Origin of the sequence: Sphingopyxis terrae subsp. terrae NBRC 15098 (genome assembly GCF_001598815.1) — a bacterium.
GTDB classification, from domain to species: domain Bacteria; phylum Pseudomonadota; class Alphaproteobacteria; order Sphingomonadales; family Sphingomonadaceae; genus Sphingopyxis; species Sphingopyxis terrae.
In genome coordinates, this window is record NZ_BCZQ01000006.1 from 144,018 (window position 1) to 157,904 (window position 13,887).

General features: G+C 67.9%; 11 protein-coding genes. All 11 read right to left on the minus strand.

Going from position 1 to position 13,887, the window contains the following annotated elements; all coding sequences use genetic code 11:
- Positions 1 to 11 precede the first annotated feature (11 nt).
- The 11 genes from xrtA to STE01S_RS05500 all read right to left on the minus strand — a co-directional run bounded on the left by xrtA (position 12) and on the right by STE01S_RS05500 (position 13,852).
- Positions 12 to 1,523 (minus strand): exosortase A, encoded by a 1,512-nt coding sequence (gene xrtA / locus STE01S_RS05450; RefSeq protein ID WP_062765635.1) that lies wholly within the window; start codon positions 1,521 to 1,523, stop codon positions 12 to 14.
- The gene (locus STE01S_RS05455) at positions 1,520 to 2,725 is read right to left on the minus strand and encodes a TIGR03087 family PEP-CTERM/XrtA system glycosyltransferase (RefSeq protein ID WP_062765638.1); all 1,206 of its coding nucleotides are present in this window, start codon (positions 2,723 to 2,725) and stop codon (positions 1,520 to 1,522) included. The genes xrtA and STE01S_RS05455 overlap by 4 nt, the downstream gene beginning before the upstream one ends.
- A gap of 8 nt (positions 2,726 to 2,733) precedes the next feature.
- The gene (locus STE01S_RS05460; protein ID WP_062765835.1) at positions 2,734 to 3,780 is read right to left on the minus strand and encodes a FemAB family XrtA/PEP-CTERM system-associated protein; all 1,047 of its coding nucleotides are present in this window, start codon (positions 3,778 to 3,780) and stop codon (positions 2,734 to 2,736) included.
- A 17-nt stretch (positions 3,781 to 3,797) separates the two neighbouring features.
- Positions 3,798 to 4,658 (minus strand): XrtA system polysaccharide deacetylase, encoded by an 861-nt coding sequence (locus tag STE01S_RS05465; RefSeq protein WP_062765641.1) that lies wholly within the window; start codon positions 4,656 to 4,658, stop codon positions 3,798 to 3,800.
- Between the two features lie 45 nt (positions 4,659 to 4,703).
- Positions 4,704 to 5,861, minus strand: coding sequence for an XrtA/PEP-CTERM system-associated ATPase (locus STE01S_RS05470; RefSeq protein ID WP_062765644.1), 1,158 nt, complete (start codon positions 5,859 to 5,861; stop codon positions 4,704 to 4,706).
- Positions 5,862 to 5,884: 23 nt separating this feature from the next.
- Positions 5,885 to 7,621 carry a hypothetical protein gene (locus STE01S_RS05475; protein ID WP_062765647.1) on the minus strand — a complete coding sequence of 579 codons (1,737 nt, stop codon included), beginning with the start codon at positions 7,619 to 7,621 and terminating at the stop codon, positions 5,885 to 5,887.
- Positions 7,618 to 8,652, minus strand: coding sequence for an AAA family ATPase (locus STE01S_RS05480; protein WP_062765838.1), 1,035 nt, complete (start codon positions 8,650 to 8,652; stop codon positions 7,618 to 7,620). The genes STE01S_RS05475 and STE01S_RS05480 overlap by 4 nt, the downstream gene beginning before the upstream one ends.
- 14 nt (positions 8,653 to 8,666) lie before the next feature.
- Positions 8,667 to 10,202: an XrtA system polysaccharide chain length determinant gene (locus STE01S_RS05485; RefSeq protein ID WP_062765649.1), complete on the minus strand. Its 1,536-nt coding sequence runs from the start codon at positions 10,200 to 10,202 to the stop codon at positions 8,667 to 8,669.
- Positions 10,203 to 10,255: 53 nt separating this feature from the next.
- Positions 10,256 to 10,912, minus strand: a complete 657-nt coding sequence (locus STE01S_RS05490) for an XrtA/PEP-CTERM system exopolysaccharide export protein (protein ID WP_058812850.1) — start codon at positions 10,910 to 10,912, stop codon at positions 10,256 to 10,258.
- 184 nt (positions 10,913 to 11,096) lie between these two features.
- Positions 11,097 to 12,326: a pyridoxal-dependent decarboxylase, exosortase A system-associated gene (locus STE01S_RS05495; protein WP_062765652.1), complete on the minus strand. Its 1,230-nt coding sequence runs from the start codon at positions 12,324 to 12,326 to the stop codon at positions 11,097 to 11,099.
- Complete coding sequence (locus tag STE01S_RS05500; RefSeq protein WP_062765654.1) at positions 12,323 to 13,852, minus strand: acyl-CoA ligase (AMP-forming), exosortase A system-associated; 1,530 nt, start codon at positions 13,850 to 13,852, stop codon at positions 12,323 to 12,325. Before STE01S_RS05500 ends, STE01S_RS05495 begins: the two co-directional genes overlap by 4 nt.
- Positions 13,853 to 13,887: the final 35 nt, after the last annotated feature.

Consider the following 13,887-nt stretch of genomic DNA (forward strand, 5'->3'; position numbering starts at 1 on the left):
AGGAAGCAGCCCTAGCGCAGTTTCAGCGCGCGGTCAGCCATCGCCTGCGCTCCGCCCGACGCGGAAAGGAAATCGGCGATCGCATCGCGGCCGCCCGCGCGCTCCTCCGCCGTCAGAATCAGCGCCAGCGCGCGCGGATCCCCGCCGAGCAGCCGCGCCTTGAGTTCGGCCAATTTCGCGGCGCGCGCGCTGCCCGTCGCGCGGCCGTCGACGACATACCAGGTCGCCGCGTCGCGCAGCACCGGGCCAGGATGAAGCAGCCGCTCGGTCTTGCCGCCATCGACAGCGGGCAGCGCCGCGCTCCACGCCCATTTGCTGTCGGGGTCGATCGCGCCCTGCCCGAAGCCGACGACCTCGCGGCCTTCGGCCTGTCGTTCATAGCCCCCGATCGCGACTGTCACGCGGCGTCCCGCGGCATCGACGAAATGCCGGACCAACCGGCGGTCGGCACCGTCGAAGCGCGGATGCCACGCGGCGCCCTCGCTCGCTGCGTCGTGCCAGCCCGGCGGCGGCGGCGCCGCCATCGTCGCGGGCAGCGGCGCGGCGCGGCCCCCAATCAGCGCGGCCCACCCCGAAAAGGCGAGCGGCAGCGCGAAGGCGACCGCCAATACCGCAGGCGCCCGACCGGCAAATCGCAGCGGCGCATCCAGCCCAGTGATGTCGACCGCCACATCGTTCGCCGGCCGGTCGAACCATCGCTTTGCGACCAGCATCACGATCAGGATCACGATCCCAAAGAATATCCAGCCGTAGAAGACATGATCGATGCCCCCCGCGGCCTCGATCCCCCAGATTTCGGCGGCGACCATCGTGCCATAGGCGCGCAGCGCATTGGCGGCGACGGTCGTCGCGAGCGCCGCGGCGACGAAGACGATCCGCCGCGTCCAGCTTTTGAAACAGAGGTTCGCGGCGAACACCGAATAGGCGAGCATCGCGATCAGGAAATTGACCCCCGAACAAGCCTCCGCCACCTCGAAGAAGCCGGCGCGCGTGGTGATGAACACGCCCTCGATCGCCGCGTCGAGCCCCGAGAGATGAAGCAGGACGACGCTGATCCGCGCCGTCAGCGTCTGGAGCAGCGGCACCAATTCCTCGCCGAAGGGAACGAGCAGCAGCGCATAGCCAAGCGGGAAGAGAAGCCCGCGCACGAGGTTTTCGCCGAGCGCAGCACCGACCGCGCCCTGCAACATCAGGACAAGCCCCAACTGCCTGAACAGGCCGACGCCCGCCGCTTCGCCCACCAACCAGACGAAGCCGCCGCCCGCCAGCCATACGGCGCCGGGCCACCACCAGACCGGCGCCAGCGTGCGAAGCTGCGGCCAGCGCTGCTGCACCAGCCAGCCGATCATCGGCACAATCAACAGGCAATGGGTGAATGTCGAACTGTGCCACCAGATGCCTGCCATGTCGGCGGCATCGCGCGCGAACAGCAGCAGGATCGCCGCCGCGAGCGCGCCGAGCGCAGCCAGATGCCGCTGCCACAGCGACCAGCCGCGCAGCGCCGCGATCGGCCGGGCGGTCATTCGGGAAGCCCCAGCAAGTCGCCGAGTGGTTCCAGCCGCGCGTCCCACCCATAGCGCGCGATCATTCGGTCACGCGCGCGGGCACCCATCTTCGCGGCACCGCCCGGATCGCCAAATACGCCGGCGATTGCGTCCGCCATGGCCGCGGCCCCATCGGCGACGAGCAGATGGTCGCCGTCGACCGCGTCGATCCCGGTCGCGGCGGCGGCGCTCGCGACGACCGGCCGCGCCATCGCCATCGCCTCGAGCAGCTTGTTCTGCACCCCGCGCGCGAGCAGCAGCGGCGCCACGACGACATCGGCGGCGGAGAGCCACGGGCGCACGTCGGGGACTTCGCCGGTGACGGTGACGCCGGGCAGCCGGGCGAGCAGCCGCACCTCTTCGGTCGGCGCGCGGCCGACGATCGCAAAGCGTGCGCGCGGTTCGCGCTGGCGCAGCAGCGGCAGCACCGCCGCCGCAAACCAGCTCACCGCGTCAATATTGGGGCGATAGTCCATCTGGCCGGTGAACACCGCCAGCGGTCCATCGCCTTCATCCACCGCCGCGAAATCCTGCGCCGGGTCGAAACGGTCGGTGTCGATGCCATTTTCGACCGCGACGGCGATGTCGCCGCCAAGGCCGCTGCGCGTCCGGAACAGCGCCGCCTCCGCCTCGCTGACGAACAGGCTGGTATCGACCGAACGTGCGACTTTCGCTTCATAGGCGCCGAGCTTTGCCGCTTCGCGCCGGTGAACCCAGTTCATGGGCTGGCGCCTGTCCTGTTCGGCATAGGTCGCAAATTTGGCCGAATCGACGTCGACGAAATCCATGATGACCGGTCCGTCGAAACGCGCCGGAAGAAATTGCGCCATCTGGCCCGAGAAGGCGACGATATGGGTAATGCGCCCGGTCGCCAGCAAGGCATCGACGTAAGAGGCGACCACGCTGCTGCAGAACAGCCGGTTCGACACCGGCTCGCCGCGCAGCACCGCCTGCGCGAGCGCGATGGGCCGCGCAGCGCGGCGCGCGTCGATGCACAGGCTTTTACAAAGCGGCGCCATTTTCGTCCGCGCCGTCTCCGCCTCGCCCACATTGTCGGCGAGCGCGGCGACATGGACGGGGGCCAGCTTGCGCAGCGCCTCGAACATGTGCCAGCTTCTTATCCGGTCGCCGCGGTCGGGCGGCCAGGGCGCGCGGTGGACCAGGAACAGGATTTCGGCCATCGCGCGGGTCAACCCAATCCGCGCGCGATCAGCGGCCCGATGCGGTTGGCCGCCCACAGCGGCAGCTTCTTCCACAGATCGACCTGCAACCGGTATTTGGCGCTGTTCGGGTTGGTGTCGCGCGGCGCCTCGCCCGGCGCGAGCCAGCGCGCATAAGTCAGCGGGCGGGGTTCGAAACCCCAATTCTTCTTATAGGCGAAGGGACCGGTGCCAAGCTTCGAACGGCCGAAATCGAAACGGGTGCAGCCGCGCGCGCGGGCATGCCCCATCAGCGCGAAATACATCAGCTCGTTGGCGCGCAGCCCGCGCGCTGCCGCCGTCCCGCCACCCCAATAGGGCATCACCGTGCCGCGCCAATAGAGGCTGAGCACGCTCGCCACCGGCCGGCCGTCGGCGCGCACGGTCAATATGTCGGCATCCTCGCCAAAGGCGTCGAGCACCGCATCGAACAGCGCCTTCGGAAAGACCGGCGTGCCGAGGTTGCGAACGCTCGTCGCGTAGATGCGGTAATGGTCGCGCCGCTCGGCGGCATCGCGCCCCGTCGTCACCGACAGATCGCCCGCCAGCGCCTTGCGCACCTCGGCGCGCTGCTTGCGCGGGACGGCGAGCAATTCGGCTTCGTCATCGGCGGCGAGGTCGCGCGTGAAGCCGGCGTAGACGTCGCCTTCGCAGCGCCAGCCCTCGCCTGCGGGCAGCGGGCCGCCGCGCAGTTCGACCGACGGAACGCCGAGCGCGCGGGCCAGGTCGGCGGCGCCCTTGGCCAGTGTGGCGGCAACCGCTGCATCGTCCGCCAGCAGTCCGCCGTCGACAGCAAAGCCGCTGCCGACCAGCGCCTGTCCGAACAGCGGCGAGCGGACATGGTGTAGTGGGACAAGCCCCGTCAGCGCGCTGTGCGCATCGCGCGCCGTGACGAGATGGCAGCGGTGACCCGCCGCCTTGGTGATCGCTTCGCACCAGGCGCGCGTATGAAAGGGGGTTGCATCGCGGTGCGCGGCGACATAGGCGTCCCACGCCGCCGCGTCCGCAAGCGGCGCGCCGGCAAAGGCGTCGCTCATCGTTTTGACCGGTGCGTTCACGCCGCGGCGCGCCACGGCCGGGCGCGATACCGCTGCGCCGCGAGCAGTGCATCGGCGCGCGTCCATTCGAAATCGTCGAGCAGCTTCTTCAACTTACCCGCCATCGCTGAGAGGCCAGTATAATGCCGGACCTTCGACCGTAGCGGCGCATCGGCGACGCGCGGCTGACCGGGATCGATCTCCCAAGGGTGGAAATACAGGATCGCGGGATGTCCCTCGCGATTCATCCGCTCGATCGCCCAGCGCGTGAACCCATAAGGAAGCAGGCGCATGAAACCGCCCCCGCCCGCAGCAAGCGTACGGCCCGCGACGCGCGCAGTCGTCACCGGCCATTCGATCAATGCGCTGTCGGGAAGCGGCTGCCACGCATGGCGCGGGCTTTTCGGCCAGCCATAATGATCGTGCACCACCGGCGCGACGCTGCTCGAATAGGCATAGCCCTGTTCGGCAAGGACGGCATGCGCCCAGGGCGTGCGCATATCGACCGAAAAGCTGGGTGCGCGATAGCCGCGCACGGGCTGTCCGCCCAGATTTTCGAGGATGGCGCGCGTCTTTTCAAGGTCGGCGGCGAATTCGCCCGCCGTCATCTGGAACACGCGCTTGTGGTCATAACCATGGCTCGCCAGCTCGTGCCCCGCATCGACGATCCGCCGGATCAGCGCGGGATAGCGTTCGGCGACCCAGCCGAGCGTGAAGAAGGTGCCCCGAACCCCGGCTTCGGCGAACAGGTGCAGAACCGCGTCGCAATTCGCCTCGACCCGGCATTCGAGCGCCGGCCAGTCGGCGCGATCGATCGTGCGCTCAAAGGCGCCGACCTGAAACCAGTCCTCGACATCGACCGACAGGCCGTTCTGCATCGTCCATCACCTCTGCCGGTCGCATAGCCGAAATCGGCGCTGCCGTCAGGCCGCCCAAACCTGCGATTTTGCGGGGTTGGGGGCATTATCTGGATCGCGCTCGACCCATTCGATCAGCAGATCGAGAACCCGGCGCAGCGCTTCGTCCTGTTCGGCAATCCGCGTCTCGAGCGCCGAAATCTGCGCGCGCAGCGCATCGAACTGCGCCGTATCCTGCGGAGCCGCGACTGCCGGCACAGCGGCGTCCGTCGCCGGCGCCGCGAAGGGCGCGCGCTCTGCGCTTGCCACCGGCCATTCGTGCGGTGGGGCGGCGTGCGGCGCGCGCGCCGATGCAGCATGCGCCACCACTTCCTCGACGGGCAACGGCGCAAGGCTCGCCTCGTCGATGCCGCGGTCCGATTCGATCTCGGCGATCACGTTGCGAACATGCTGCGCGTTGATGCGGTTGAGTTCCTCGACCGCGCCGAACAGCAGCAGGCGACTGACGAGGACGTTGAGCTTGCGCGGCACGCCTTCGCTATAATCATACATCAGCTCGAAACTGTCGGGGCTGAAGCTCGGGTTGCCCGTCCAGCCCACCTTGCCGAGGCGGTGGAGGATATAGGGTTCGACCTCTTCGGGTTCCATCGGATCGAGATGATGCGTCGCGATCACGCGCTGGCGTAATTGTTCCAGCGTCGGCGAATGGAAAAGCGTCTGGCGGAATTCGGGCTGGCCGAGCAGGAAAATCTGCAGCAGCGAATGGCCGCCGAGCTGGAAGTTCGACAGCATCCGCAGCTCTTCGAGCGCCGAGATCGCAAGATTCTGCCCCTCGTCAACGATCAGCAGCGTGCGCCGCCCGGCGCGCGCCTGTTCGCGCAGATATTGCTCCATCGCGCGCAGCAGTTCGGCCTTGCTCTGCCCCTCCCATTCGATGCCGAATTGTTCGGCAACAAGGCGCAGCAGATCGTCGCCCTCGACCTGTGTCGACACCAGCTTGACGGCGGTCAGCCGGTTCGGATCGATCGTGTTCATCAGATGGCCGACCAGCGTCGTCTTGCCCGCGCCGACATCGCCGGTGATGACGATGAAGCCTTCACCCTGCGCCAGCCCATAGCCAAGGTAGGACATCGCCTTGCGGTGCGTTCCGCTCTCGAAATAGAAAGCGGGATCGGGCGTCAGCTGGAACGGGCGTCCGGTGAAGCCGTAGAATTGATCGTACATCGCAGTAATCCCGTTGTGCTGGATCAGAAGTTGTAACGCAGACCGACGAGCGCCGATCCGATAAGCTGGCTGTTGAAGCCATCCTGGTCGAAGGCGTTGAGCCCCGCCGCCGCCGTTCCGGTCAGGCCGCGCCAGAAGCGCCGCGAATAGGCCGCGGAGATACCGGCCGACTGGACGTCGGACGCACCGGGCGAACCATTGTCGAAATAGTTGAGGTAGCCCGAAATGCTGAGGTCCGAAGAGGAATCGAGCTGGCGCCCGGCGGAGACGAAAAGATAATAGGCCTCGTCCACCGTGCCGTTGATCGCGCCGAGTACCGATCCGGTCGGCACCAGCAGCTTGCGGCGGTCGTATCCCGCACCGACACCATAGCTCCAGCGGCCATAGCGCGACGACAGGATCGCCTGCACGCCGCTGCTGCGGAACTGCGCGGTCGTCGTATTGGCAAGCTGCGGGGCAAGGCATCCACCACTCTGCTGCCCGAAGACGCAGGCGTTCACATCGCCGCTGATCGGATTGCGTGTCGGATCGAACTGCGTCGGCAGCGCCGACAGCCCGGTGGTCAGCCCGCGCCCGAAGCTCGAAAGCCCGTCATAAACGCCAAGCTGGAACAGCGTCCTGTCGTCGGGACGATAGGCGAAGCTGCCGGTATAGACCGTGTCGCCATAGCGGCGGCCGACGCGCGCGGTCAGCGAGGTGCGCGGGCTGGGCCGCCACATCACGCCGGCATCCCAGATCAGTCCGTCGGTGTCGAACGAAAGCTGTCGCGGCTGCGACGTGTCGGTGACAAAGCGGCCGTTCGAATCGCGCACCGGCACCCCATTGGTGTCGAGCAGCGGATCGCGCTGGCTTATCTGGACCTTTTCATAGCCCACGCCGCCCAGCAAGGCGACGCTGGGGCTGATCGGCACCGTAACGTCCGCGCGGGCATATTTGCCCTCGAACCGCTGGTCGAGCTGATTGCTGTCCTCGCGCTCATAGCCGCCCGAAACCTGCCAGCCGAAGGGCAGATCGCCCGGACGCTGGCCGAGGCTGGCCCAGGCGACATGGTTCGTCGAGCTGTCATAGGCATCGCCGACCGGAACGCCCGGTGCGAGCACCGCGGGTGTATCGATGTCGACCTTCGTATAACCGAAACGATAGCCGGCTCCGAAGTCGAGGTTGCCGATGCGCTTGGTCAGCGTCGGACCGGCATAGATGGAATAGAGATTGGCGACATTGTTCGCGCCGCCGATGAACAGGCCGCTGTCGGCGCCCCGACCGTCGGCGCGCGCACGGGTCGCAAGCGCGCCGCCTTCGATATTGAAGCCCTGCATCAGTTCGAGGCGCGCCCGCGCGAGACCGCTGAGCACGTCTGCATCGCCGAGACCGCCCGATTCGCCGAAGCGATGTTCGTAGCGAATCGTGGCCGCCGCCTCGGCGCGGCGCGTCGCGATCACCGCATCGACCCCGGCCGCTACGGTCGTGTAGGTGAGCACGTCGCCGCCATTCTTGAGCTCGGCAGTGAGTACCTGGCCGATCTCGAGATAGGGGCTGACGTCGACCTGGCGGCGCTTCTTCTGCTTCTCGGCGCGCTTGCCGCCCTTGCGGTCGCTTTCGCCGGAGGCAGCGCCCGAAGCCGGGGCAGCATCGCTTGCGCCCGAGCCCGAGCCGGAACCGCTGTCCTGCGACCATTGGGCCTGCGCGCCCGTCGCCGTTCCGGCGAGCAACAACGCCGCGATCGCGGCCACGCCGCGCAAATAAGTCCGGTCGCGCATCATGACGCGCCTCCCTGTCCGTAATAGGTGCCGAAGCGGCGGCCGCCCGGCGAGAATTTCACTCCGTTGAGGAGCAGCTGGATATGCGGGCAACCGCCCATCAGCCCGACCGCATCGCGCAGCGAGGATTCGAGCGTCTGATCGGCGCGCACCACGATGATGAGCTGGCCGACATGCCCCGCGAGCACCGCGGCCGGCGAGGCGGCGAGAACCGGCGGCGAATCGAGGATGATGATCCGCCCCGGCGCACCCTGTTCGAGCTGCGCGAGCAGCGTCTCGGTTCGGGCCGATGCGAGCAGTTCGGTGTCGTGCATATGCTGCGTACCGGCAGGCATGACCTTCAGCCCCGGAATGTCGGTCTGGATCAGGCAGTCGCCGAGCGACAGATGCGGGTCGGCCAGCGCGTCCATCAGGCCCGGCCCATCGGGCAGCCCCAGCGTTTCGAGGACGCTGGGTTTGGCGATGTCGGCATCGATCAGCAACACGTCGTGATCGGCCTCGACCGCAAGGCTGAGCGCCAGATTGACCGCGGTAAAGGTCTTTCCCTCGCCCGGATTGGCCGATGCGATCAGCACGCGGTGACCGCGCGGCACGACGGGACGGTTGGCGGTGCCCGCGAAGTTGCGAATGATCTCGCGCTTCACGATACGATATTCTTCCGCGATGCCGGTGACCGGCGCGCCAGGTACCACCATCCCGCGCGCGGCGAGCCGCTCGCGATCGATCTTGCCCTGCCGGTTCGCGACGATCGCCGGGGCGGCGCGCGCCACCTCCTTGCGCGGCGATGCCTTTGCCGCGGGCGTGGAGGTGGATGGGGGCGTCGCTTCGACCGCCGGTGCCGGCGCATCGGGCGGCAGGATTTCGGGCTGCGGCGCTTCGGCAGCGGGCTTCGCCTTCTTCGCCTTGCGCTCGGGTTCGGGCGGAAGCTGCGAGACGTCGATCGTCGGCGCATGCTTCGCCGGGTCAAGGCCGAACATGTCGGCCGCGCGTTCGAGCAGCGAGGGCTGGCGCTTGACGGGGCGTTGGTCGTTCATGTCCTTTTCCTCGCTCACGCGACCATGCCACGCTGGACGAACTCGGCGACCAGCAGCAGCGCATAGAGGCCGACGAGCGCCGCGCCCCCGCCGGCAAGCCAGACAAGCCGCTTGCGCCGCTCGACATGCCGGTCGGGCGTCACGACCTCGGTGATCGATCCGATGACCGGAAGTCCGCTCGCGCGCTCAAGCTTCGCGGCGGTGGCATAGCTTGTGCGCACCTGCGCCAGGCCAAAGGCCGCGCCGATGCCGCCGCCGATCCCGGCGAGCAGGACGAGTGTCAGGAACAGCGGGCGATTGGGCGCCGCAGGGCTGGTCGGCTTCGACGGCGGATCGAGCAATTCGATCCGGATCGCGTCGGTTTCGGTCTGCACATCGCCGCGCAACCGCACCTGTTCGCGCTGCGCGAGCAGTTTGTCATACTGCGCCTTTTGCGCCGTATATTCGCCGTTGATCCGGTCATATTCCGCGGCAATGCCCGGGTTCTGGATCTGCTGCGAGGTGATGCGCGCGATGTCGCCAGTGAGCTGCGCCTTGCGCGCCGACAGCGCGCTGACGGTCGCCTGCCGCTCGGCGCGCATCGCGGCCAGCGACGAATAGGCGGGGTTCTGCATCCCGCCGCCACCGCCATTGCCTTCGCGGTCGGCCTGCGCCTTGAGCGAGGCGATCTGACTCTTGAGCGCGATGACATCGGGGTGCGCGTCGGTCAGCCCGCGTGCGCGCATCGATGCAAGCTCGTTCTGTGCGCCCGCAAGTTGCTGCCGCGCGACGCCGCCGCCGACACCGCCTGCGCCCGGCACCGTCGCGGGGGTCGAGGCGAGCTGGCCGTTGGCGGCCGCCAGCGCCGCCTGCGCCGCAACCAGTTGTGTTTCGATCTGGCTGAGTTCGGCGCGCGCCGCATCGACGCGCTGGGCGGGCGATCCGGCACCGCCCGGAATCAGGCCGATATTCTGCGCCTCGAACGCGGCGCGCCGCGCCTCGATCTCGCGCAGCGATTTTTCGCGGTCAGCGATCTGCGAATCCAGGAATTTCAGCCCCTCGCGCGCATCGACGCGCCCCCCGCGCAGCTGATCGTCGCGAAAGACGGTGATCAGGCTGTCAAGCACACCGCTCGCCAGCTTGGCATTGTCGGCGTCCGACAGGCTGCCGATGCCGACGCTAGAGGTGATTTCGAAGATATTATCCTGCTGCGGCACGATCTTGATATTCTTTTGCAGCATCGCGACCGCACCGGCTTTCTCACGCTCGCCCGCACCCGCCGGGATCAGGCCGGTGGTCGTCGCGACTTTCTCCAGATTGCGCGCGCTGGTCAGCGTTTCGCGAATCTGGTCGATCTGCTGGCGCCCGCCAAAGGATCCGCCCTGCGCATCGTCGGGCAGGATCTGGTTCACATCGACGAGCAGGCGCGCGCGGCTGTCATAGCGGTTCGGGATCGACGCGATCGCCAGCCAGCCGAGGATGCAAATGCCCCAGGCGACCGCGAGCACGAGCCAGCGCCGCGTCCAGACGCTGTGCACCGCAACCCGGAATTCGTCATAAAGGCCGTTCATCGCTTGTCGTCAGTCCTTGCTGGGCAGTGGCGGTCGGGGGCGCATGCGCGCCGTCAGAACATGCTTTCGGGGATGATGATGACGTCGCCCGGCTGAAGCTTGACGTTCGCCTTGATGTCGCCGCGCTTGATCAGGTCGTTGAGGCGAAGCCCATATTCATGCTGCTTGCCGCTGCCCTTGTCGAAGCGGACGAGCCGCGCCTTGTTGCCAGCGGCATAGTCGCCGAGTCCGCCGACCGCGATCATCGCGTCGAGGACGGTCATATTCGCGCGATAGGGGATCGACGCCGGCTTTTCGGTCGCGCCCACGACACGCACCTGCTGCGAGAAGGTGCTGTTGAAGCTGGTGACGATCACGCTGACGATGGGATCGGTGATATATTGGCTGAGCGCGAGCTTGATGTCCTGCTGAAGCATCGTCGGCGTCTTGCCGACCGCGGGCATATCGGTGATCAGCGGCGTGGTGATCCGGCCGTCGGGGCGCACCTGCACCTTGCCGCCGAGTTCGGGGTTGCGCCACACGAAGATCTGCAACTCGTCGAGCGGCCCGATGATATATTCCTCGCCCGGTCCTTCCTGGTTCGCGACGAAATTGGCGCTGGGAAGCTGCGGCGCGGTGGTGCCGGCCCCCATGCACCCGGTCAGCGCGGTCGCGGCGATGCCGGAAATCAGCGCGGCGCGGGCGGCGCGAAGCGAGGGGAAGGACGTCATGTTCAATTCACCTTTCGAGCGGACGGGTGCCGCCGCGGCGCCAATCCCCGCAGCAACAGCCAATGCGTCAGGGTCAGCCATGCTGGAAAAGGGTGAACATACCGTTAGTATTGGGATAAGTTGTGTCCGCGCTTGTCGCACATTGTGCCGCTTCGGCACAAAATTTAACCGCGTTCGGTAAGGTTCAGACGAGCATCTCGTGCGCCGGCCCCTGCCCGAGGAATGCAGCGGGGCTCGCCGAGGCGCCATAGGCGCCCGCCTGGAACAGCGCGATCAGATCGCCGACATCGGCGCGCGGCAAGCCAACCTGATCGCCCAGCCGGTCGAGCGGGGTGCACAGACAGCCAACGACCGACACGGTTTCGACGGCCTCGCGGCCGAACCGGCCGGCAACCGCGATCGGATAGTTACGCCGGATCACCGTCCCGAAATTGCCGCTCGCGGCGAGTTGGTGATGCAGTCCTCCGTCGGTGACGACGAAGGTTTCCCCGTGGCTGACTTTCCGGTCGACGACGCGCGTGAGATAGACCCCGGCCTCGGCGACGAGCCAGCGGCCAAGTTCCATCGCAAAGCCGCTCTCTGCCAGCGCGGCCCCTCGCGCGCCGAGCGTTTCGGCTAGCCGCGCGCCGACCGTCGCAGCGTCGACCGCGCGGTCGCCGGGGAAATAGGGAACCCCCATGCCGCCGCCCAGGTTGACGAGCGGCGGGGCGGCGCCGACCGCCTCCGCAAGCCGCGCCGCGAGCGCGACCGTCTGCGCCTGCGTATCAGCGATCGCATCGGCATCAAGTGCCTGCGATCCTGCGAAAATATGAAAGCCGCGCCAATCGGCGCCGGCATCGATCAGCGTGCGGACCAGCGCCGGCACCGCGTCGGCATCGACCCCGAACGGCTTGGCGCCGCCCCCCATTTTCATGCCCGATCCCTTGAGATCAAAGTCGGGATTGACGCGCACTGCGAGCCGGGGCCGCGTCCCGATACGGTCGGCAATGGCCAGCGCCCGTGCCCCCTCCCCCGCCGATTCAAGATTGAGCGTCGCGCCCGCCGCAATCGCCGCTTCCAGTTCGCGGTCGCGCTTCCCGGGGCCGGCGAAGCTGATGTGTTCGGCCGCCATGCCGCTCGCGAGTGCCAGCGCCAATTCCCCGCCGGATGCAACGTCGAACCCGTCGACGATGGTCGCCATATGCGCAAGCAGCGGCGCGAAGGGATTGGCCTTCATCGCATAATGGAGCTGCACCCCACCGGGCATTGCGGCGCGCCATTCGGCGGCGCGCGCGGTCAGCATCGCGCGGTCATAGACAAAGAGCGGCGTGTCGCCCGCGGCCTCGGCGAGGGCATCGGCGCGCCGGCCCCCGATGCGCAGCATGCCGTCGGCGTCAGCAGCAAAGCCGGGCGGGATCGGGCCGTGCGGCTTCATGCCGCCACCCCTGCACCCCATTCGGCCGCGATCGCGACGCGGTCGAGCTTGCCATTGGGATTGCGCGGCAGCGCCTCGCGCCACTCCACGGCCTTGGGCTGCATGAAGTTGGGGAGCGTCCGGCGCAGTTCGGCGGCGAACGCCTCGCGGTCCGCATCGGCCTTGCCGCGCACGATCAACTGGATCGCAGCGCCCAGCCGCGCGTCGGGCACGCCGAAGGCGACGGCTTCATAGACCATGCCAGTGGCGACGGCGGCATCCTCGACCTCGGTCGGGCTGACCCGGTTGCCCGCGGTCTTGATCATCGCATCGTCGCGGCCGACGAAATAGAGCAGACCATCGCCATCGCGGCGCACCGTGTCGCCCGACCAGACAGCGGTGCCGCCCCACGTCGATGCCGCAGGCGCTGCGCGGAACCGCTCGGCGGTGCGTTCGGCATCGCGCCAATAGCCCTGCGCGACGAGGGGTCCGCAATGGACGAGCTCGCCCGCTTCGCCATCGGCGGTGATGCTGCCATCGGGGCGGCAGACGAGAATTTCGGCGTGCGGAATGGCACGGCCCATCGAGGTCGGATGCGCCGCGACCAACTCCGGGTCGAGCCAGGTCGACCGGAACGCTTCGGTCAGGCCGTACATCGGATAAATATCGGCCTCGACAAAAGTCGCGCGCATCGCGTCGATCAGCGACGGCGTCAGTGCGCCGCCGCTGTTGGTAAGGCGGCGCAGCGATGCGGCGACATCCACCGGCCAATCGACCTCGACCAGTTGCACCCATAAGGGCGGGACCCCGGCGAGCGTCGTCGCGCCGTGCCGCGCCACCGCCTTCACCACATCGCGCGGCGCCAGATAATCGAGCGGCGCCGCCGCCGCACCTGCATACCAGGCCGAAAGAAGCTGGCTCTGGCCATAATCGAAGCTGAAAGGCAGCACCGCCAGCACGCGATCATCGGCGCCAAGCGCCAGATAGGTCGCGACACTCTCGGCACCGAGCCACAGATTGGCGTGACTGAGCATCACGCCCTTGGGCCGTCCGGTCGATCCGCTGGTATAGAGAATGGCGACCAGATCGCCGGGATCGCCCGCCGAAGGGGGCAAGCGCTCCGGATGGCCGTCGATCGCCGCCTCGACCGCAGTCAGATCGCGCAGCGCACAGCCGCCGGGAAGGCCGTCGCCCAGCATGTCGGCCCGCGCGCGATTGGTAAGCAACAGCGCTGCGCCACTGTCGGCCAGAATATGCGCGACCTGCGGTGCCTTCAGCAGCGGATTGACCGGCACATGGATCAGCCCGGCGCGCGCCGCGGCGAGCGGCATCAGGCAGGCAGCGCGCGTCTTTGCGCTCCAGCTCGCCACCCGGTCGCCGGGCCGGGCGCCCGCGGCGCTCAGCCATGCCGCTAGCCGGCCGACACCCGCATCGAGATCGGCAAACGACATCGGCGCGTCGCCGATGAGCAGCGCAGGCGCATCGGCCGCGCCGCGCAGCGCGAGATGGTCGAGGGGGTATGAGGGCGGGTTTTCGGCTTTGGTCATCGGCTGTTAGGACAGTGGTGATAGAGCGCCGCACC